Origin of the sequence: Caballeronia sp. J97, assembly GCF_905220305.1 — a bacterium.
Lineage (GTDB): Bacteria > Pseudomonadota > Gammaproteobacteria > Burkholderiales > Burkholderiaceae > Caballeronia.
This window is the reverse complement of the sequence record NZ_CAJMZL010000005.1, coordinates 118,951-138,123: the sequence shown is the minus strand read 5'-3', so window position 1 is coordinate 138,123 and position 19,173 is coordinate 118,951. Positions and strand designations below refer to the sequence as shown.

The following is a 19,173-nucleotide window of genomic DNA, read 5'->3' as shown; positions in this document are numbered from 1 at the left end:
AGGATCTCAGCGCATGAAACCATCGACTACGGCAGTTTTGCGATGAGCCCGCGCGCATCGAACCTTGCGTGGCTCGCGGTGATCGTCGCGATCGGCCTGAATCTGCGGCCGCTGCTCACCTCCGTCAGTCCGCTGATGGGCGTGATTTTGCACGCGACGGGACTGTCGTTTCGCGGCGCGTCAATGCTGACCGGCCTGCCCGTCGTCGCAATGGGCGTGTGCGCGTTCGGCGCGAGCGCGCTCTCACGCTCGATCGGCAATGCGCGAGGCGTGGCGATCGGCCTGATCGCGATCATCGCGGCGTGCGCCGGGCGGCTCGTCGCGGGGAACGCGGCTGCGCTCGTCGCGAGCGCGGCGATCGCGGGCACGGGCGTCGCGGTCATTCAGGCGCTGCTGCCCGGCGTGATGAAGACCCGCTTCGCCGCGCGCCTGCCTTTCGCGATGGGCCTCTATTCCGCGTCGATCATGGCGGGCGGCGGACTCGGCGCGAGCATCACGCCGGCGCTCGCATCGCGCGTGACATGGCAGGCGGGGCTCGCGTTCTGGGCCGTGCCGGCGCTGCTCGCGCTCGCGGTGTGGATGCTGCTGATGCGCGCCGATGCGCCGCCCCGCGCCGTATCGGCTCGCCACGGGAAGGCCGCGCCGTCGCTCTTTCGCAACCGCCGCGCGTGGACGCTCGGGATTTTCTTCGGGCTCGTCAACGGCGGCTATACGAGCCTCGTCGCTTGGATGCCCGCGTACTACCAGCAACTCGGCCGCGGCGTGACCGAAAGCGGCGCGCTGCTCGCGCTGCTCACGGTGTTCCAGGCATCGTCGGCGTTGCTGCTGCCGATGGCGGCCGCTCGTTTCGGACGCGGCAAGGACCGTCGTCCGTGGATCGCGCTCGGCCTCGTCGCGCAACTCGCGGGCTTCGCTCTCTTGCTCGTCGCGCCGCTCGCCGCGCCGCTCGCGGTCGTTGCGTTGCTCGGCGGCGGACTGGGCGGCGTGTTCGCGCTCTCGCTCGTGCTGACGCTCGATCACGCCGACGATCCCGAACTGGCCGCGCGACTCGTCGCGTTCGTGCAGGGCGTGGGCTTCGTCATCGCGGCGCTGGCGCCGGTCATCGCAGGCGTGGTGCGCGACGTGAGCGGCGGCTTCTCGATGTCGTGGATGATGCTCGCCGCGAGCTTGGTCGCGATGATCGCGCTCAATTCCGTGTTCGGACCGCACAGCTATGCACGCGCGATGCAGCAGCAAACCGGCGCGCCCGATGCGCTCAACGGACGGCGTGACAGGCGAAAAACTCGTCGAGCAGATCGGTCATCTGCCACACGGGGCACGGACGGCGCGAGTGCCCGTCGTAGCCCGCTTCCTTGAGATGCGCGATCGGCTCTTCGGGCAGAAAGCCGCTCATCGCGATGATGAGCCGACTGGCGTCGTCATCGGCTTCGCGTAGCGCGCGAACCAGCGCGTAGTTGCTGCAGCCGCCGACGCGCGTGTCGAGAAAAAGCACGTGCGGACGCCATGCGTCGACCAGTCCTCTGACCGATGATGCATCCACCGCGAGGCGCGCTGGGAAACCCTTCAGCTCGAACAGCGACACGAGCGATGCGCCGAGCATGCGTTCCGGCAGCGCGAGCAGCACGCGTCGCGAATCCGGTTGCAGACGCGCTTGCTTGCGGTTCCATAGCGAGCATTGTGCCGGGCTGGTTTCGTATGCTCGATTGTTCACGTCATCCCTCTTTCGGCGATGAGGCCGCGCGCTGTCACCGTTGTGGCGCACCGCGCGCCACGATGACGCATCGGCGCACCGTCGATGAGCGGCACGCTTGCTTGTACGAGATGGTTAATTTTCCCGATGCTTTGCGGGGCGCGGGATGGCGAGGATCGCGCGCGCACGCAGGGGCAGGAATGGCAGGAAGCGGGCCAGCATCGTGGGTTCGATCCGCGATGCCGATGCCCTGCGCGTGTGACCGGGGCGCGGAAAAGCAAGAAGCCCAGCCGAAAAGACTGGGCTCGACGCAGGCTGACTGGCCCGCCCTACACGACTCGAACGTGTGACCTACGGCTTAGAAGGCCGTTGCTCTATCCAGCTGAGCTAAGGGCGGAGAACCGGAGCGCGCGGCACGGACAACATCCGCCGCGGATCTGGAGAGACGGCGATTTTACCTCATTCGCCGCCGCCCTTGTCCCGAGTTGTCAAACCGGCTGCGGATGCATCATGAACCAGCCGAGGAAGAAAATCCCCGCAATCACGCAATAGACGCCAAACGACGCGAGCTTGCCGTGTCCTTCGAAGTAGCGCATCAGGAAGCGCACGCTCAGATACGCCGCGATGCCGGTCAGCACGCCGCCCAGCACCGAATCGGCGAGTTGTCCCGGAGCGTGGAACAGCTTCGGCAACTCGAGCACGCCCGCCGCGAAGATGATCGGCGTGCCGAGCAGGAAGGAGAATTCCGCCGCGGCCTCCGCCGTGAGGCCCGCGCCCACGCCCGCGATCATCGTCAGACCGCTGCGCGAAAAGCCCGGAATCAACGCGCCGATCTGCGCCAGACCGACCAGGAACGCCTGCCTGAACGTGAGCTTCTCGGGCGCCTGCGTCGCGCGGCTTTTCTGCAGGCGGTCGCCCAGCCACAGCAGCACGCCGTTGACGATCAGCGCCGCCGCGACGATCCGCAAATCGTGAAAAATGGCCTCGAGCCGCTTTTCGAGCAGCAGGCCGACGATGCCCGTCGGAATCGTGCCGATGATGAGCGCCCACATCATGTGGCCGTCATCGTTCTTGCGCCCGCCGAGCGACGCGAAAAAGCCGCGGATCAGCGCGATCCAGCGTTCGCGGAAATACCAGAGCAGCGCGACAGCCGTGCCGAGATGCAGCGCGACGAGGAAGGGAAGCAATTGCGGCGCATGCTTGTCGATGTGCATGCCGATCAGCCCGGGGACGAGCAGCGTGTGGCCAAGACTGCTGACCGGAAATAGTTCGGTTACGCCCTGGAGCACGCTCAAGAATACGAGAAACCACAGAGTCACGCGTCGGTCCTTTTTTGGGGAGGGTGAAGGACGCGCCGTGCAGTTCCATTCCTCGCATTACGCGAAGCCCGACGAGGCAGACAGGGAATGTGGAACAGGAAGGATGAGTCGAAACGGCGCGCAAACGGGACCGATTATGCCGGTGGCGAAATCGAGCGCCAAGCGCTGAACGCACACAAATTGCAACGACAGCGAATCGTCGGCAAAACGATTATTTATCGCAAGCAGGGTATAGGCGATACGAAAGAAAGCGCGTGCCGGAACGCCGCGCCGAGTCGCAGGACGGCGACCGCCGCTCAGGCCTTCAGGTTGTAGAGAAAGATTGCGGTGCTCGCGCCGAAGAGGGCGAACATCGCAACGCCCATTGCCATCGCCAGATCCATGCTTGCTCCTTGTCCGTCTGATTCCCCACACAGGGGTCCTATAACAACATATTGCATGAACCTTGCTCAGTCGCAATTTCCCGCAAAGGGTTTTTCCGGACAGAATTCCAAGGCAGAATCGTCGGGGTCGAGCCGCGCCGCAAGAGCGTGCGCGGTGACTCGCCATCCAATGGAGCGCCTGCCATCATGTCACCGGAAACTGACGTCATCGAAATCGAGCGCGACGGCGCGGCCATCCGGCTCGCGCCGCGCGCGGGCGGACGGCTCATGACCTGGCGGGTCGGCGGCGAGCCGGTCGTCCACTGGCCCGACGCGCCCGACTGGTCCAATCCGGCGAAAATTCGCGGCGGCAATCCGCTGCTCTTTCCGTTTCTCGGACGGCATTTCGTCGATGGCGAAATCGGCAAATGGCGCGATCCGGAAGGCATCGTGCACGCGCTGCCGACTCACGGCTTCGCCCGCAACCTGCCCTTCTCCTGCACGCGCGACGCCTACGGCCACGGCCTGCGCATGACGCTCGTCGACAGCGACGCGACCCGCGACGGCTATCCGTTCGCGTTCCGCTTCGAGGCGGCGTACCGCATCGTCGACGGCCATACGCTCGAAGTCGAGCTGACGACGTCGAATCCGGGCGAAGTCGCGCTGCCCTACTACGCCGGGCACCATTTCTACTTTCATCTGCCGCATGATCAGCGCGCGCAGAGTAGCGTCGAGCTGCCGCACACCGAGCGGCGCCGCCAGCTTCCGGACGGCTCGATCACCGAAGCCGAGCCGGGCCAGCCGCGCTATTCGCTCGCCGATCCGGGCATCGTCGATACGTTTCACTGCCTCACGCGGCAGTCCGACGAGCCGATGCTGCTGAAGCTGCCGGGCCTGAAGCGCACGATCGGCTTCGAATTGCAGCAGCCGGACTCGGTGCCGTGGCATGCGGTCACGACCTGGACCGAATCGGATACCTCGGACTTCTATTGCGTCGAACCGTGGATCGGTTTGCCCGACGCCATCCACAACGGGCGCGGCCTGCGCTGGCTCGCGCCGGGCAAGACGGAGACCGCGTCGCTCAGGCTCGTCGTCACGCCGGACGAGTGAAGCGAACGGCGTCTTTCTGTCCGGGGAAACCCGAGACGGTAAAATCCTGCCTTTCGACTCGCCGTGCGGCTGTGCCGTGCACTGCTCGCGGCGATGCTTTGCGAGGTCAGGTTTGCATAACAAAATTCGACGGCTCGTCTGCGCATCGCTCGTCGCAGTGTTGGCCGCTTGCGGAACGGGGCCGGTCGCGCCGGGTTTCTATCGGGTGGAGCGCGGGGACACGGTGTCCAAGATCGCGCGCGAGAATCGCACCACGGTCGCAAACATCAAGCGCTGGAACGGGCTGACGAATCCCGACGCCATCGAGGTCGGGCAGGTGCTGCGCATCGCACCGCCGGCGGGCAGCGCGAGCGCCGCGGATTCGTCGGGTGCGGCGGCCGCCGGCAGTGCGAAAAGCGATGCCGGCGCGCAGGCGTCGTCGCAAAACAAGGCCGGACCGGGCGTCACGCTCGTGTGGCCGGCGCAGGGCAGCGTCATTCGCGGCTTCGACGGCAAAAACTCGAAGGGCATCGATATCGCCAATGCGGCGGGCACGCCCGTCGTCGCCGCCGCGGCCGGCAGTGTCGTCTACGCCGGCAACGGTCTGCGCGGCTACGGCAACATGCTGATCGTCAAGCACGACGACGATTATCTGACCGCCTACGCCCACAATCGCGCGCTTCTGGTGAAGGAAGGCCAGACCGTGCAGCAGGGCCAGCAAATCGCCGAAATGGGCGATACCGACAGCAATCGCACGATGCTGCATTTCGAAGTGCGCTACATGGGCCGCTCGACGGACCCGGCGCGCTATCTGCCGCCGCGCTGAAGGCCCGGCGGACGTTACGAGGAAGATCGATGAGATTGAAGATGAGGATGAACACGGCCGCGCTCGGCGCGGCTCTGGCGTTGACTGGCGCACTCGCCGGCTGTGCGAGCGGACCGACGATGACCTACCTGCCTTCGGGCGACACGGGCTTCGCGATCAACTGCAGCGGCGGCGACGCGAGCACGAGCTGGGCGGCGTGCTACAAGCAGGCGGGTGAAATGTGCGGCGCGTACGGCTACGACGTGATTTCCAAGGACGCCGACAACGGGGCGACCGCCGGTGGCACCGTGGGCGGGATTTTCGGCGCGAATATCAAGAATCGCTCGATGGTGATCCGCTGCAAGCAGTGACAGGCGGGCTGACTGCCCGAAAGCATCGAGCGCCGCCGCTCTGCACATCCCGTTACGCTCCGACACAAGCGCATACAGTCAAGCGACGCAGATATTCCTAGACTGGCGTCAGCCCGTGCCCGATCTCCGCGCGAACGGCCGGCGCGGGTCAGAAGCCCCGATGTGCCCGCATCGGGGCTTCGCCTTTTGCGGCGTCTACTGAGGCTTGGCCGGATCGGTGATCATCGATGGCGGCGTCATGTCCGTGGGCACACCCTTGTAGTCGGGCGGATCCTGCGGTTCGTGTCTGGAATGGGAAGGCTCCGCGCAGGCGGCGAGGCCGAGCGTGAAGAATACGGCGCAGACGAGGGCGGAAACGATACGCAGCATGAGACTCCCGGGCGAGCGTAGAAAAGACAAAGGGGTTACAAGCCGTAACTTGTAACCCCTTCGTGTATCGTGGTCGGAGCGAAAGGATTCGAACCTTCGACCCTCTGATCCCAAATCAGATGCGCTACCAGGCTGCGCTACGCTCCGACGAGCCGCAGATTGTAACTTGCCTGCCGCGCATGCGCAATGCCCGACGCGGGCACGCATCTTTCTGGTCATCCAACAACAAACCTCATCACCCGGAGACGATCGATGAACCTCATTCTGTGGCGACACGCCGAAGCGGAAGAACAGGCGGCGAGCGATCTCGCGCGGCAGCTCACGCCGCGCGGACGCAAGCAGGCGCAAGGCATCGCGAAGTGGCTGAAGTCGCGTGTCGACGATGACGCCGTGCTGCTCGCCAGTCCCGCGACGCGCACGATCCAGACCGCCGAAGCCTTCGGCGACCGCTATCGCGTGGTGGACGGGCTCGCGCCCGGCAACGGCGCGCGGGCCGTGCTCGATGCGGCGGGCTGGCCGGACGGCGTCGCGGAGACGGTCGTCGTCATCGGGCATCAACCGACGCTCGGCCGCGTCGCCGCACTCCTCATGACCGGCCACGAAGCAGAATGGCCGATCAAGAAGTCGGGCATCTGGTGGTTCCAGGGACGCACGCGCGGCGGCGACGGCCAGGTCGTGCTGCGCGCGGTGGTCAATCCGGACCTGCTCTGAGGGCCGTAAGCTCGCGTTCATCCGGATGTCGTTTCATCGAAACGTCATTGCGATGCCATGCGAGCGTCACCGTGCATTACTACATTGGCGAGGACTTGAAGCCATAGCAACGTCCTGTCGAGGAACGCCAATGCAAGATTTGCCGACGCCTTTCCTGCAACTCGGAGCGTCATCGCTCTCGCTCGATTCGCGCCGCCACCTTCCGCGCACGTTGGAAACGAATACGGGCCGCGAGCGCCTGCAAGTCGCGTGGGCGCGTGACGACGACGCCCTGTGCGACGCGCAGCGCCTGCGCTACCGCGTGTTCTCCGAAGAAATGGGCGCGCGTCTTTCCGGCCCCGCTGGCCTCGATGTCGACGCCTTCGACGCCTATTGCGATCACTTGCTCGTGCGCGATCTCGACACGCTGCAGGTGGTGGGCACGTATCGCGTGCTTCCGCCGCATCAGGCCGCGCGCATCGGCCGCCTGTACGCCGAAAGCGAGTTCGACGTGTCGCGCCTCACGCATCTGCGGCCGAAGCTCGTCGAAGTCGGCCGCTCGTGCGTGCATCCGGACTATCGCAACGGCGCGGTGATCATGTCGCTGTGGGGCGGCCTTGCCGCCTACATGATGCAAAACGGCTACGAAACGATGCTCGGCTGCGCGAGCGTCGGCATGATCGACGGCGGCCACTACGCGGCGAATCTCTACACCTCGCTGCCGGCCGATGCGCTCACCGCGCCCGAATATCGCGCCTTCCCGCATACGCCGCTGCCCGTCGAGGAATTGCGCACCGGCGCAAACGTGAGCCCGCCGCCGCTGGTGAAGGGTTATCTGCGGCTCGGCGCGAAGATTTGCGGCGCGCCCGCCTGGGATCCCGATTTCAACACCGCCGACTTCCTCACGCTCTTCCGCCTTGCCGAGATCAACGCGCGTTACGCGCGGCATTTCATCGGCGACATGCAGGGGCGCTGAAGCCCTCAAACGCACGAGGCCCCGTCCATCCGGCGGGGCCTCGTTTTTTTGCGGCAGTGAAATCAGTCGCCGGTGTATACCACGCGATACGGCCTGCCGATCTTTTCCCACTCCATCGCTTCCTGAACGAGGCTGTAATCGGTGAGCGGATTGTTGGTCACCCACTCGTTCGGCAGATGGACCTCGAAACCGCCGGCCGCCCTTCTCACCTCGATGCCCGGCAGTCCGACATCCGTGCGGCGGCGCGACAGCAGCGCCGCCAGCCGCAGACAGAAGAGCAGCGTCCATTCGATGTCACGCGCCTGCGCGAGCTTGCCGAGCTTTCCCGCGTGGCCGAGCACGAGCGCGGCGAGACGCGCCTGATCGGTGCGCGAGAAGCCCGGCATGTCGGCGTTGCTCGCGATATACGCGGAATGCTTGTGATAGGCGCTGTGCGCAATCGACAAGCCGATTTCGTGCAGCGAGGCGGCCCACGCGAGAAACATGCGGTTTTCCTCGCGCACGTCTTCGTCGGGTTCGCCGAGCTGGTCGTAGAAGCTGATCGCCAGTTCGCCGATGCGCTCGGCCTGCGCGCCATCGACGCCATAACGGCGCTTGAAGCCTTCGACCGTCACCGTGCGCATGTCCTGATGCTGCGAACGCCCGAGCAGATCGTAGAGGACGCCGAGGCGCAGCGCGGCATCGGTCGTATCGGCATATTCGATGCCCAGCTCCTCGAACACGCCGAGCATGATCGACAGGCCGCCCGCCAGCACCGGCACGCGATCGGGCTTCAGCGCGACGAGCTTCAGCCGGTTCACGTTCTCCGCCTTGATGAGCGCGCGCTTGAGCTTCTCCAGCCCGCCGCGCGAGATGCCATGCGTGATGCCTTCGTCGTTGAAGCCGTTCGCCTCGATCAGTTCGGCGAGCGCGCGCGCCGTGCCCGACGAGCCGATCGCCTGATCCCAGCCGGTCCCCTTGTATTCGCTCGAAATGATCTGGATCTCACGCTTGGCGGCGAGTTCGGCCTGACGCATCGTGTATTCGTCGACATTGCCCGCCGGAAAGAACTGGCGGCTGTGGCTCACGCAGCCGATATAGAGACTTTCCATGTGGATCGGCGTGTAATGCGAGCCGATGATGAATTCCGTCGAGCCGCCGCCGATATCCACCACGAGCCGCTTGCCGGCGCTCGCGGGCACCGAATGCGCGGCGCCCGCGTAGATGAGGCGCGCTTCCTCGCGTCCGGCGATGACTTCGATCGGGAAACCGAGCGCCGCTTCCGCTTCGACGAGAAAGTCGTGGGCGTTCTTCGCGACCCGCAGCGTGTTGGTGGCGACGGCGCGCACCTGATCGGGATGAAAATCGCGCAGACGCTCGCCGAAACGCTTCAAGGCGTCCCAGCCACGCACCTGCGATGCGCGGTCCAGCATCTTGTCCTTCGACAGGCCGCCGCCGAGACGAACGGGCTCACGCAGCGCGTCGACCTGATAGATCTGGCTGCCGGCGGGCGTTTCCTCGACCCGCCCGACGATCAACCGGAAACTGTTCGATCCGAGGTCGACCGCGGCAAGTAGATGGGGATGTGTGACCATCGGATATCCAGAAATCGTGAAGTGGGAGGGGCACTGTCACAGCGGCGCTGTTGCAGCGCACGAATTCTATTCTATGCCGGGTTGGCGCACGGCCCTGCCGTCCCGTTCGGAACCGCGCTTTCGCGCTAGCGACGCTATCCGCATTGTGAGTAGAATTTGTGACATTCGTTCTGTCATAAAAAATACACCATACTGTGAGAGCATCCGAGAGTTCCCTTGCCCATCTGATCGAGACACCTTCCCTCCCTCCGATGTCCATACGCTATCCGCTATTCAACCGCGAACTGGGCATATTAGGTTTCAACGAGCGCGTCCTCGCGCAAGCCGCCGATACGACGGTTCCCCTGTTGGAACGCCTGCGCTTCATCTGCATTACCAGCAGCAACCTCGACGAATTCTTCGAAGTCCGCATGGCGGGTCTGCAAGAGCAGATGCGCGACAATTCCGGTGCGCTCTCGCCGGACGGCATGTCGCTGCAGCATGTCTACGATCTCGTCTCCGAACGCGCGCAACGGCTCGTGCGCCAGCAATACTCGATGTTGCACGACATCGTGCTGCCCGCGCTCGAAATGGAAGGCATCTACTTCCACGGCGCGGAGGACTGGACCGAGCAGCAGACCGCATGGGCGCGCAATTATTTTCATAACGAACTCCTGCCGGTACTCACGCCGATCGGACTCGATCCCGCGCATCCGTTTCCGCGCGTGCTGAACAAGAGCCTGAACTTCGTCGTCGAACTCGAAGGCACCGACGCTTTCGGCCGCCAGGCGATGATGGGCATCGTGCAGGCGCCGCGCGCGCTGCCGCGTCTCGTGCGCATGCCCGAGGCGCTTTCGGGTTATCCGCATGGCTTCGTGCTGCTGAGCTCGTTCATGCAGCACTTCGTGAACGAACTGTTCCCGCATCTCGTCGTGCGCAGTTGCAATCAATTTCGCATCACGCGCAACAGCGAGCTTTTCGTCGACGAGGACGAAATCACCAATCTGCGGGTCGCGCTGCAGGGCGAATTGCCCGCGCGGCATCTGGGCAACGCGGTGCGTCTCGAAGTGTCGGCGGAAACGCCGCCGCATCTCGTGCGGCGTCTGCTCGACGAAGGTCAGTTGAGCGAACGCGATCTGTATCGCGTGAACGGGCCGGTGAATCTCGTCCGGCTCATGCAGTTGCCCGAAATGGTCGATCGTCCCGATCTCAAGTTCGTGCCGCACATTCCGTCGGTGCCGAAGGTGATCGCGAACACGTCGAATCTTTTCGATGCGGTCGATCAGGGCGACATTCTGCTGCATCATCCGTATGAGAGTTTTCAGCCGGTGCTGGAGTTGCTGCTGCAGGCCGCGAAGGATCCGCAGGTCGTCGCGATCAAGCAGACCATTTATCGCACCGGCACGGATTCGCCGCTGATGGACGCGCTCATGCAGGCCGCGCGTAACGGCAAGGAAGTGACGGTCGTCGTGGAACTGCTCGCGCGCTTCGACGAAGAGACGAACATCAACTGGGCGTCGCAGCTCGAGGCGGTCGGGGCGCATGTGGTGTATGGCGTCGTCGGCCACAAGTGCCACGCGAAGATGATGCTGATCGTGCGGCGCGTGTCGCAAGGCGGCAAGCTGGTGCTGAAGCGCTATGCGCATCTGGGCACGGGCAATTACCATCCGCGCACGGCGCGTCTCTACACCGACTTCGGCCTGATGACGTCCGATCAGGAGATGTGCGAGGACGTGCATCACGTTTTCCAGCAGTTGACGGGCATCGGCGGTGAAATTCCGCTGCATCAGTTGTGGCAATCGCCGTTCACGCTGCACGCGAAGCTGATCGATGCGATCCGCGCCGAAGCCGAGCATGCGCGTGCGGGACGGCGTGCGCGCATCGTCGCGAAGATGAATGCCTTGCTGGAACCTACGGTCATTGCCGCGCTGTATGAGGCCTCGCATGCGGGCGTGAAGATCGATCTGATCGTGCGCGGCGTGTGTTCGTTGAAGCCGGGTGTGGAGGATCTGTCGGAGAACATCACTGTCCGGTCGATCGTCGGGCGGTTTCTCGAACATCATCGCATCTTCTATTTCTATGCGAACGGCAAAGAAGATGTGTTTCTGTCGAGCGCCGACTGGATGGACCGGAACTTCTTCCGACGCGTGGAAGTGGCGTTTCCGATTCGCGATCGTCGGTTGAAGCGGCGGGTGATTGCGGAAGGATTGTCGGTGTGTCTCGGGGACAATCAATCGGCGTGGGTCATGCAAAGCGATGGGCACTATCGGAAGCGTCGTCCGGGGAAGTCTATTCGCAATGCGCAGTTGGGATTGCTTGCTAAGTTTTGTTCTTGATCTTTGGTTTGGTTTTTTCGTCGGATCTCGTGTTCGCGTCGGTCTATTAGCACTGCCCCTGTGCGGGGCGGCAGTCACTTTCTTTGCTGCTGCAAAGAAAGTAACCAAAGAAAGCAGCTATCCCCATCCAAAGTACTCCACGCCGGCCCCGGCACAGGCGATTGGCCTAATGGTCCGCCTGTAGCGAGTGCCCTCAAAACGGAACGCAGCTTGGATCGCGCACGGTCTGTCCCATCGCACCGCGATCCTTGCTGGTTCAGCACGAAATAGCTCCGGCCCGCTTCGCGGCCGACCGGTTCATCGGGGATGCGCGTGCTTCTTTGCTAACGCTTCCATCTCACTACAATTGCCCCTAGTTGGTTTCCCTTGCAGGCCCGGCGGCAGCGCGTAGCGCTGTGCCGAAGCTCTTTCGTGCTGAACCAGCGCCCTCAAATTACCAGCTTGTCAGACCGTGCGCGAGCCAAGCCGTGTTCTGCTTGCGGGGGCACTCGCTACTGCCGTCCCATTCAGCCAATCGCCTGTGCCGCGGCCGGTGTGGAGTACTTTGGATGGGAGAAGCTGCTTTCTTTGGTTACTTTCTTTGCAGCAGCAAAGAAAGTGACTGCCGCCCCGCACAGGGGCAGTGCCAATAGACCGACGCGAACACGGGATCCGGCGAAAGCCAAAGCCAAAGCCAACAAAACCCAAATCACGCTGCCAGCGACTTCCTCAACGCCGTCCGCGACCCCGGAAACCGCACGATAAACATACTCCCCTTCCCGACCTCGCTCTTCACATCGAGCTCCGCATTGTGCCGTTGCAGCACATGCTTGACGATGGCAAGCCCAAGCCCTGTCCCCCCGGTATCCCTCGACCGGCTCCGATCCACCCGATAGAAACGCTCGGTCAAACGCGGAATATGCTCCGCTGGAATCCCGAGCCCGCTATCCCGCACCGTGAACACCGCGCGATCCTTCATGCGCTGCCAGGTCACTTCGATCGTTCCGCCGTCAGGCGTATAGCGCACCGCGTTCGTAACCAGATTGCCGAGCGCGCTCATCACTTCCGTCTCGACGCCCGCGACCGTCAGCGCATCGTCGCAATGGAACGTAATGCGATGCCGCCCGTTCGACAGATTGTTCGCGTCGTCTTCCAGATGACGCATCACCGCGCGCATATCGAGAAGCTCATCGCCCGGCGGACGCATATCGCCTTCGAGATTGGCGAGCACGAGCAGATCGCGCACGATGTTCTGCATGCGCGACGCCTGCTGCTCCATCATGTCGAGGTAGCGCATGCGATCGGCTTCGTCGAGCGGCAACTCGCGCATGGTTTCGAGAAAGCCCGATAGCACCGTCAGCGGCGTCTTCAACTCGTGCGAGACATTGGCCACGAAATCGCGGCGCATCGAATCCGTGCGCTCCAGCTCGGTAATGTCCTGCGTGAGAATCAGCTTGCGGTTGTCGCCATACGGAAAGACCTGCACCGACACCGTGTATTTGCGGCTCGCGCCCATGCCGCGCATCACGAGCATCTCTTCATAGTGGTGCGCGTTGAGATAGCGGACGAAATCCGGATGGCGCACGAGGTGCGTGATGTGCTGGCGCAAGTCGCGTTTCGAATCGAGCCCGAAGTGCTTCTCGGCAATGGCGTTGCACCACTCGATCTGATCGTGATCGTCGAGCATCGCGACACCGTTCGGCGACGCCTGGATCGCCTGAATGAAGCGCGCATGCTGTTGCTCGACCTGGCGCACTTGCGCGTGCCAGCGCTTCGCGAGCTTGTGCAGGCGATAGTAGATCTCACCCCAGATGCCGAGCGCGCTCGGCACCTCGCCGTAGACCGGCGCTTCGAGCAGGCGCCACAGGCGCTGCATGTGATACGTGATGAAGAAGCCTTGCACGACGAGCATGAGCACCGCGAAGGCGAGCGCGATGCGCACGCCGACGAATGCGCCGATCGCGGCGCTGAGCGCGGCGAGCAGCGCGAGGGACACGATTGCACGCGTCCAGATGATGTTCATGTTGTCGGTGAGTCTGAGTGTCGTTGATGCGGCAAGTCGAAACGGATAGCGTTGAACCGGACCTCAGGCGCTCTTCGCAAGGCGGTATCCGCTGCCGCGCACCGTCTCGATCATAGCATCGCAACCTGCCGGCTTGAGCGCGGCACGCAGACGCTTGATGTGAACATCGACCGTGCGCTCTTCGACGAACACGTGATCGCCCCACACCTGATCCAGCAATTGCGTACGGCTGTGCACGCGCTCCGGATGCGTCATGAAGAAGTGCAGTAGCCGGAATTCGGTCGGGCCGAGATCGAGCTTGATGTCGTTGCCCGAATGACTCGCCGCCACGCGATGCGTCGCCGGATCGAGTCGCAGTCCGTTGATCGCGACCACGTCTTCGGTCAATTGCGGCGCACGGCGGCGCAGAACCGCCTTGATGCGCGCCATCAGTTCCTTCGGCGAGAAAGGCTTCGTGACGTAATCGTCCGCGCCGATCTCAAGGCCGAGCACCTTGTCCTGCTCGTCGCCGCGCGCCGTCAGCATGATGATCGGGATGTGCTTGGTGCGCTCGTTATTGCGCAGTTCGCGCGCGAACGCGATGCCCGACTTGCCGGGCAACATCCAGTCGAGCAACACGAGATCGGGCAGCACGTCGCTGATCAGGTTCTGCGCCTGCTCCGCGTTATATGCGCGAATCGGGCAATGTCCCGCATGTTGAAGATTCACCGAAATCAGTTCGGAGATCGCGGGTTCGTCTTCGACGACGAGGATACTGCTGGGCATCGGCACCTCTTGACCTTTTGCTTGAAATGAAACGATTGCGCTCGATTAACTCAGCGCCTCGCGCTCGAGCTGATCGCGCGAAATATGCCGCACGTCGGTGCCCTTCACGATATAGATGATGAACTCGGCGATATTCTTCGCGTGATCGCCGATACGCTCCACGGCCTTCGCGATGAACAGGTAATCGAGGCCCGCGGAAATGGTGCGCGGATCTTCCATCATGTATGTCACGAGCTTGCGCACGAAGGCGCGGAATTCATCGTCGATGGCCTTGTCGTCGCGCACGATCTGAGCGGCGGCGACCGTGTCGAGACGCGCGAACGCATCGAGCGCGCGGCGCAGGATCGACACCGCCATCTCGCCCGACAGCTTGATCTCGGCGATGTTCACCGTGCGGCCCGCGCCATCTTCGTTGATGCGCTTCACGCGCTTCGCGATCTTCTCGGCTTCGTCGCCTGCGCGCTCGAGATTCGTGATCGTCTTCGAGATCGCCATCAACAGGCGCAGGTCGCGCGCGGCCGGCTGACGGCGCGCGATGATGTTGCTGCACTCCTCGTCGATCTCGACTTCCATCGTGTTGAGGCGCGCTTCGGCCGCGATCACCTGATCCGCGATGCCGATGTCGAATTCGTTCAGCGCCTGCATCGCCGCGATGATCTGCGACTCGACCAGACCGCCCATTTCCAGCACTTTCGACGACACCGCGTTGAGGTCGGCGTCGAACTGGCTCGAGAGATGTTTATCGGACATATGTGCTCCTTAAGCCTTGTGTATTCGCCTGGCTGACCATCAGCCGAAGCGGCCCGTAATGTAGTCTTCCGTTTCCTTGCGGGCCGGCTTGATGAAGATCTTTTCGGTATCGCCGAACTCGATCAATTCACCGAGGTACATATAGGCAGTGTAGTCCGAACAACGCGCCGCCTGCTGCATGTTGTGCGTGACGATCACGACGGTGTAATCGCTTTTCAGTTCGGCGATCAGCTCTTCGATGCGCCCGGTCGAAATCGGGTCGAGCGCCGAGCACGGCTCGTCGAGCAGCAGCACTTCAGGACGGATCGCGATGCCGCGCGCGATGCACAGGCGCTGCTGCTGGCCGCCCGACAAACCGTAGCCGCTCTGCTGCAGCTTGTCCTTCACTTCGGTCCAGAGCGCGGCCTTGGTGAGCGCCCACTCGACGCGGTCATCCATTTCCGAGCGCGACAGTTGCTCGAACATCTTCACGCCGAACGCGATGTTGTCGTAGATCGACATCGGGAACGGCGTCGGCTTCTGGAACACCATGCCCACGCGCGCGCGCAGCAACGAAATGTCGCGAGTCGTATCGAGCAGGTTCGCGCCGTCCATCAGGATCTCGCCTTCGGCGCGCTGCTCCGGATAGAGCGCGTACATCTTGTTGAAGGTGCGCAGCAGCGTGGACTTGCCGCAACCCGACGGCCCGATGAAGGCCGTGACCTTCTTCTCGGGAATGCGCAGATTGATGTTCTTCAGCGCGTGATACTTGTTGTAGAAGAAGTTGAGGTTATTCACCTCGATCTTCGGCTTGATCGAGTCGGCAGGCTGCGAGCTGTGCGTCGGGCGCACGCTGCCCGGCACCGGGCCGCGCTCGATCTGTCTTTCCTGGTGGTTGACACCGCTTTCGACCATGTTCATGGAATCACTCCACCCTTATTTCTTCGAGAAGATCGCACGCGCCAGGATATTCAGACCCAGCACGCCGAGCGTAATCAGGAACACACCGGCCCACGCGAGCGATTGCCACTGCGGGAACGGGCTCATCGCGAACTTGTAGATCGTGACCGGCAGATTGGCCACCGGTTGATTCATGTCCCACGAGAAAAATTGATTCGACAGCGCCGTGAAAAGCAGCGGCGCGGTTTCGCCGGCGATCCGCGCGATGGCCAGCAACACGCCCGTCACGATTCCGCCGACCGACGCCTTCAGCGTGATCGACATCACCATCTTCCACTTCGGCGTGCCGAGCGCGAACGCGGCTTCACGCAGTGCATTCGGCACGAGCTTCAGCATGTTTTCGGTCGTGCGGATCACGATCGGAATCTGCAGCAGACCCAGCGCGATCACGCCGGCCCAGCCGGAGAAGCGCCCCATCTTCGCGACGACGATCGCGTAGACGAACAGACCGACGACGATCGACGGCGCCGACAACAGGATGTCGTTGATGAAGCGCGTGACGCTCGCGAGCCAGCGCTTCTGGCCATATTCGGCGAGATAGACGCCCGCGAGAATGCCGAGCGGCGTGCCCACGCACGTCGCCAGAACGACGAGCATCAGCGAGCCGACGATCGCGTTGGCGAGACCGCCGCCGTCGGTGTTCGGCGGGGGTGTCGACTGCGTGAACAGATCGACCGACAAGCCGCCGATGCCGAGCTTCAGCGTCGTGAAGAGAATCCACACGAGCCAGATGAGACCGAAGGCCATCGCGGCGAGCGAGAGCGTCAGCGCGACTGCGTTGGTGCCGCGGCGGCGGCGCTGCAGCTTCTGACGCGTGGCTTCCACGCGATCCGGATCCTGGTTGAACGTAGCGGGACGGCTCATTATTTACGGCCCTCCCCGCGTTCCATGCGCAGAAGCATCAGCTTCGAGAGCGCGAGCACGAAGAACGTGATCACGAAGAGGATCAAACCGAGTTCCATCAATGCCGACGTATGCAGGCCCGGGCTCGCTTCCGCGAATTCGTTCGCGAGCGCCGAGGTGATGCTGTTGCCCGGCGAGAACAGCGAGACGTTATCGAGCAAATTCGTGTTACCGATGACGAACGTGACCGCCATCGTCTCGCCGAGCGCGCGGCCGAGGCCGAGCATGACGCCGCCGATCACGCCGGCGCGCGTATAGGGCAGCACGATCTTCCACATTACTTCCCACGTCGTGCAGCCGATGCCGTACGCCGATTCCTTCAGCAGCACGGGCGTGACTTCGAACACGTCGCGCATCACGGACGCGATATACGGAATGATCATGATCGCGAGAATCACGCCCGCGCACAGGATGCCGATGCCGATCGGCGGGCCCTGGAAGAACATGCCGATCACGGGCACGTCGCCGAGCAGATGACCGAGCGGCTTCTCGAAGTATTGCGCGAAGATCGGCGCGAACACGAGCAGGCCCCACATGCCGTAGACGATCGACGGAATCGCCGCGAGCAGTTCGATCGCGACGCCGAGCGGCCGGCGCAGCCAGGCGGGCGAGAGTTCCGTCAGAAAGAGTGCGATGCCGAAGCTCACCGGCACGGCGATGATGAGCGCGATGAGCGACGTCGCGATGGTGCCGTAGATCGGCACGAGCGCGCCAAAGCTTTCGCTGGGTGGATCCCATTCCGCGCGCCAGAGAAACGAGAGACCGAATTTCTGGATGGTCGGCATCGATGCGATGATCAGCGAAACGATGATGCCACCGAGCAGGAGCAGCGTGACCACAGCCGCGAGCCGTGTCACTCCGCCGAAAATGATGTCGCCGAGACGGCTCGGCGCGCGCTGCGTATGCGCTGCCGGCACGGCCGACGATAAGTTGATGTCCGACATGGGAGCCTTGGTTTCGCTACGTGTCAGACCGCGCGACCGGCCCATCGGCCCGCCGCGCGGCTTTCTTTGATACTGACTGTCCGAGGCTTCAGAAGCTTAGGACAGTTTCCAACCATGCGTACTGCCGTTACTCAGCAACCGACTTGCCCGATGCGTCCTTGACCTTCGCCTTCCACTGCGTCTTGATCTCGGCGACAACCGATTCCGGCAGCGAGATGTAGTCGAGATCGTTCGCAGCCTGGCCGCCGTTCTTGAACGCCCAGTCGAAGAACTTCAGCGTTTCCGTGCCTTGTGCCGGCTTCTCCTGCGTTGCGTGCAGGAGCACGAAAGTCGCGCCGACGATCGGCCATGCGTCCTTGCCCGGCTCGTTCGTCAGGATCTGGTAGAACGACTTCGACCAGTCCGCGCCTGCAGCCGCTGCCTTGAAGGTATCGGTCTTCGGCTCGACGACCGTGCCAGCCGAGTTCTTCATGCCGACGTAGGTCATCTTGTTCTGCTTCGCGTACGCCCATTCGACGTAGCCGATCGCGCCCGGCAGACGCTGCACGAATGCCGCGACGCCGTCGTTGCCCTTGCCGCCGGTGCCCGTCGGCCAGTTGACCGTCGAACCTTCGCCGACCTTCGACTTCCAGTCCGCGTTCACTTTCGACAGGTAGTTCGTCCAGATGAAGCTGGTGCCCGAACCGTCAGCGCGGCGCACGACGGCGATGTCGGTATCGGGCAGCTTGACCTTCGGGTTCAGCGCGGCGATCGCCGGGTCGTTCCACTTTTTGATCTTGCCCAGGTAGATGTCGCCGAGCACCTGGCCGGACAGCGTCACTTCGCCGGCCTTCACGCCCGGCACGTTGATCACCGGCACCACGCCGCCAACGACGGTCGGGAACTGGAACAGGCCGTCCTTCGCGAGTTCGTCATCTTTCAGCGGAGCGTCCGAGCCTGCGAAATCCACTGTCTTAGCGACGATCTGCTTGATGCCGCCCGACGAGCCGATGCCTTGGTAGTTCACCTTGCCGCCGCCCGTTTTCTGATAGGCGTCCGCCCACTTGGTGTAGATCGGCGCTGCGAAGGTGGAACCCGCGCCGGTGATGTCGGCTGCTTGAGCGGAGATGGCGAACACTGCACCAATCAGGCCGGCCAGCGCGGTTTGCATCAATTTCATTCTTAATCTCCAGGATATTGAGCGTGTGTCGTGAGTGCGTGTGAGACGACACCGCGAAATATAGGAGGAGTCTGTGACAGTAATATGACTTATCGTGAAGCAAACATGTCATTCTGCTTACGCGCTGAAAGTTTGAGCACGCCCGATTTGT

Annotated in this window: 18 protein-coding genes and 2 tRNA genes; 7 read left to right on the top strand and 13 right to left on the bottom strand. The window is 63.2% G+C overall.

Annotation, left to right across the window (positions count from 1 at the left end; all coding sequences use genetic code 11):
• Window positions 1-42: 42 nt before the first annotated feature.
• A complete protein-coding gene (locus U4Y90_RS10345) occupies window positions 43-1,356 on the top strand; it encodes a cyanate transporter (protein ID WP_321794466.1) in 1,314 nt (437 codons plus the stop codon).
• On the opposite strand, the gene U4Y90_RS10340 is transcribed toward U4Y90_RS10345, so the two are convergent.
• The 3 genes from U4Y90_RS10340 to U4Y90_RS10330 form a co-directional block, all read right to left on the bottom strand.
• Window positions 1,256-1,711: a histidine kinase gene (locus tag U4Y90_RS10340; protein ID WP_321794465.1), complete on the bottom strand. Its 456-nt coding sequence runs from the start codon at window positions 1,709-1,711 to the stop codon at window positions 1,256-1,258. The two genes, U4Y90_RS10345 and U4Y90_RS10340, sit on opposite strands and share 101 nt — an antisense overlap.
• Window positions 1,712-2,010: 299 nt before the next feature.
• Window positions 2,011-2,087 (bottom strand) — tRNA-Arg (locus tag U4Y90_RS10335).
• A gap of 91 nt (window positions 2,088-2,178) precedes the next feature.
• A complete protein-coding gene (locus tag U4Y90_RS10330; RefSeq protein ID WP_321794464.1) occupies window positions 2,179-3,009 on the bottom strand; it encodes an undecaprenyl-diphosphate phosphatase in 831 nt (276 codons plus the stop codon).
• 569 nt (window positions 3,010-3,578) lie between these two features.
• Here U4Y90_RS10330 and U4Y90_RS10325 point away from each other — a divergent pair.
• From U4Y90_RS10325 to U4Y90_RS10315, 3 genes are all read left to right on the top strand, one after another.
• Entirely contained in the window at window positions 3,579-4,481 is a 903-nt protein-coding gene (locus tag U4Y90_RS10325) for an aldose epimerase (RefSeq protein WP_321794463.1), read from the top strand.
• 112 nt (window positions 4,482-4,593) lie between these two features.
• Window positions 4,594-5,286, top strand: coding sequence for a peptidoglycan DD-metalloendopeptidase family protein (locus U4Y90_RS10320; protein ID WP_321794462.1), 693 nt, complete (start codon window positions 4,594-4,596; stop codon window positions 5,284-5,286).
• 29 nt (window positions 5,287-5,315) lie between these two features.
• Window positions 5,316-5,636 (top strand): hypothetical protein, encoded by a 321-nt coding sequence (locus U4Y90_RS10315; protein ID WP_415749321.1) that lies wholly within the window; start codon window positions 5,316-5,318, stop codon window positions 5,634-5,636.
• 195 nt (window positions 5,637-5,831) lie between these two features.
• Here U4Y90_RS10315 and U4Y90_RS10310 read toward each other — a convergent pair whose 3' ends face one another.
• Together U4Y90_RS10310 and U4Y90_RS10305 are read right to left on the bottom strand one after the other, a co-directional pair.
• On the bottom strand, window positions 5,832-6,005 hold the full coding sequence (locus U4Y90_RS10310) for a hypothetical protein (protein WP_321794461.1): 174 nt from the start codon (window positions 6,003-6,005) through the stop codon (window positions 5,832-5,834).
• A gap of 70 nt (window positions 6,006-6,075) precedes the next feature.
• A tRNA-Pro gene (locus U4Y90_RS10305) sits at window positions 6,076-6,152 on the bottom strand.
• 105 nt (window positions 6,153-6,257) lie between these two features.
• Between U4Y90_RS10305 and U4Y90_RS10300 the strand changes: the two genes are divergently transcribed.
• Entirely contained in the window at window positions 6,258-6,716 is a 459-nt protein-coding gene (locus tag U4Y90_RS10300) for a SixA phosphatase family protein (protein WP_321794460.1), read from the top strand.
• A gap of 130 nt (window positions 6,717-6,846) precedes the next feature.
• Window positions 6,847-7,671, top strand: coding sequence for a GNAT family N-acetyltransferase (locus tag U4Y90_RS10295; RefSeq protein ID WP_321794459.1), 825 nt, complete (start codon window positions 6,847-6,849; stop codon window positions 7,669-7,671).
• Window positions 7,672-7,733: 62 nt separating this feature from the next.
• On the opposite strand, the gene ppx is transcribed toward U4Y90_RS10295, so the two are convergent.
• Window positions 7,734-9,245 carry an exopolyphosphatase gene (gene ppx, locus U4Y90_RS10290; protein ID WP_321794458.1) on the bottom strand — a complete coding sequence of 504 codons (1,512 nt, stop codon included), beginning with the start codon at window positions 9,243-9,245 and terminating at the stop codon, window positions 7,734-7,736.
• Window positions 9,246-9,496: 251 nt separating this feature from the next.
• Between ppx and ppk1 the strand changes: the two genes are divergently transcribed.
• Window positions 9,497-11,560 (top strand): polyphosphate kinase 1, encoded by a 2,064-nt coding sequence (gene ppk1 / locus U4Y90_RS10285; RefSeq protein WP_321794457.1) that lies wholly within the window; start codon window positions 9,497-9,499, stop codon window positions 11,558-11,560.
• 688 nt (window positions 11,561-12,248) lie between these two features.
• Here ppk1 and phoR read toward each other — a convergent pair.
• The 7 genes from phoR to pstS form a co-directional block, all read right to left on the bottom strand.
• Window positions 12,249-13,562 carry a phosphate regulon sensor histidine kinase PhoR gene (gene phoR / locus U4Y90_RS10280; protein WP_321794456.1) on the bottom strand — a complete coding sequence of 438 codons (1,314 nt, stop codon included), beginning with the start codon at window positions 13,560-13,562 and terminating at the stop codon, window positions 12,249-12,251.
• A 63-nt stretch (window positions 13,563-13,625) separates the two neighbouring features.
• Window positions 13,626-14,327, bottom strand: a complete 702-nt coding sequence (gene phoB, locus U4Y90_RS10275) for a phosphate regulon transcriptional regulator PhoB (RefSeq protein ID WP_008342029.1) — start codon at window positions 14,325-14,327, stop codon at window positions 13,626-13,628.
• 45 nt (window positions 14,328-14,372) lie between these two features.
• Window positions 14,373-15,077, bottom strand: a complete 705-nt coding sequence (gene phoU, locus U4Y90_RS10270) for a phosphate signaling complex protein PhoU (RefSeq protein ID WP_061161961.1) — start codon at window positions 15,075-15,077, stop codon at window positions 14,373-14,375.
• Window positions 15,078-15,116: 39 nt separating this feature from the next.
• Complete coding sequence (gene pstB / locus U4Y90_RS10265; protein ID WP_321794455.1) at window positions 15,117-15,977, bottom strand: phosphate ABC transporter ATP-binding protein PstB; 861 nt, start codon at window positions 15,975-15,977, stop codon at window positions 15,117-15,119.
• Window positions 15,978-15,992: 15 nt separating this feature from the next.
• Window positions 15,993-16,880 (bottom strand): phosphate ABC transporter permease PstA, encoded by an 888-nt coding sequence (gene pstA / locus U4Y90_RS10260; RefSeq protein WP_321794454.1) that lies wholly within the window; start codon window positions 16,878-16,880, stop codon window positions 15,993-15,995.
• Entirely contained in the window at window positions 16,880-17,863 is a 984-nt protein-coding gene (gene pstC / locus U4Y90_RS10255; RefSeq protein WP_321794453.1) for a phosphate ABC transporter permease PstC, read from the bottom strand. Before pstC ends, pstA begins: the two co-directional genes overlap by 1 nt.
• Window positions 17,864-17,990: 127 nt before the next feature.
• Window positions 17,991-19,022 (bottom strand): phosphate ABC transporter substrate-binding protein PstS, encoded by a 1,032-nt coding sequence (gene pstS / locus U4Y90_RS10250; RefSeq protein ID WP_321794452.1) that lies wholly within the window; start codon window positions 19,020-19,022, stop codon window positions 17,991-17,993.
• Window positions 19,023-19,173 lie beyond the last annotated feature (151 nt).

What these genes read in the sequence shown, in the direction of transcription:
- ppx (WP_321794458.1), bottom strand. Translation starts at nt 9,245, where the DNA reads ATGGTCACACATCCCCATCTACTTGCCGCGGTCGACCTCGGATCGAAC.
- pstC (WP_321794453.1), bottom strand. Translation starts at nt 17,863, where the DNA reads ATGTCGGACATCAACTTATCGTCGGCCGTGCCGGCAGCGCATACGCAG.
- pstB (WP_321794455.1), bottom strand. Translation starts at nt 15,977, where the DNA reads ATGAACATGGTCGAAAGCGGTGTCAACCACCAGGAAAGACAGATCGAG.
- U4Y90_RS10325 (WP_321794463.1), top strand. Translation starts at nt 3,579, where the DNA reads ATGTCACCGGAAACTGACGTCATCGAAATCGAGCGCGACGGCGCGGCC.
- ppk1 (WP_321794457.1), top strand. Translation starts at nt 9,497, where the DNA reads ATGTCCATACGCTATCCGCTATTCAACCGCGAACTGGGCATATTAGGT.
- pstA (WP_321794454.1), bottom strand. Translation starts at nt 16,880, where the DNA reads ATGAGCCGTCCCGCTACGTTCAACCAGGATCCGGATCGCGTGGAAGCC.
- U4Y90_RS10315 (WP_415749321.1), top strand. Translation starts at nt 5,316, where the DNA reads ATGAGATTGAAGATGAGGATGAACACGGCCGCGCTCGGCGCGGCTCTG.
- U4Y90_RS10345 (WP_321794466.1), top strand. Translation starts at nt 43, where the DNA reads ATGAGCCCGCGCGCATCGAACCTTGCGTGGCTCGCGGTGATCGTCGCG.
- U4Y90_RS10295 (WP_321794459.1), top strand. Translation starts at nt 6,847, where the DNA reads ATGCAAGATTTGCCGACGCCTTTCCTGCAACTCGGAGCGTCATCGCTC.
- phoB (WP_008342029.1), bottom strand. Translation starts at nt 14,327, where the DNA reads ATGCCCAGCAGTATCCTCGTCGTCGAAGACGAACCCGCGATCTCCGAA.
- phoR (WP_321794456.1), bottom strand. Translation starts at nt 13,562, where the DNA reads ATGAACATCATCTGGACGCGTGCAATCGTGTCCCTCGCGCTGCTCGCC.
- U4Y90_RS10300 (WP_321794460.1), top strand. Translation starts at nt 6,258, where the DNA reads ATGAACCTCATTCTGTGGCGACACGCCGAAGCGGAAGAACAGGCGGCG.
- phoU (WP_061161961.1), bottom strand. Translation starts at nt 15,077, where the DNA reads ATGTCCGATAAACATCTCTCGAGCCAGTTCGACGCCGACCTCAACGCG.
- pstS (WP_321794452.1), bottom strand. Translation starts at nt 19,022, where the DNA reads ATGAAATTGATGCAAACCGCGCTGGCCGGCCTGATTGGTGCAGTGTTC.
- U4Y90_RS10310 (WP_321794461.1), bottom strand. Translation starts at nt 6,005, where the DNA reads ATGCTGCGTATCGTTTCCGCCCTCGTCTGCGCCGTATTCTTCACGCTC.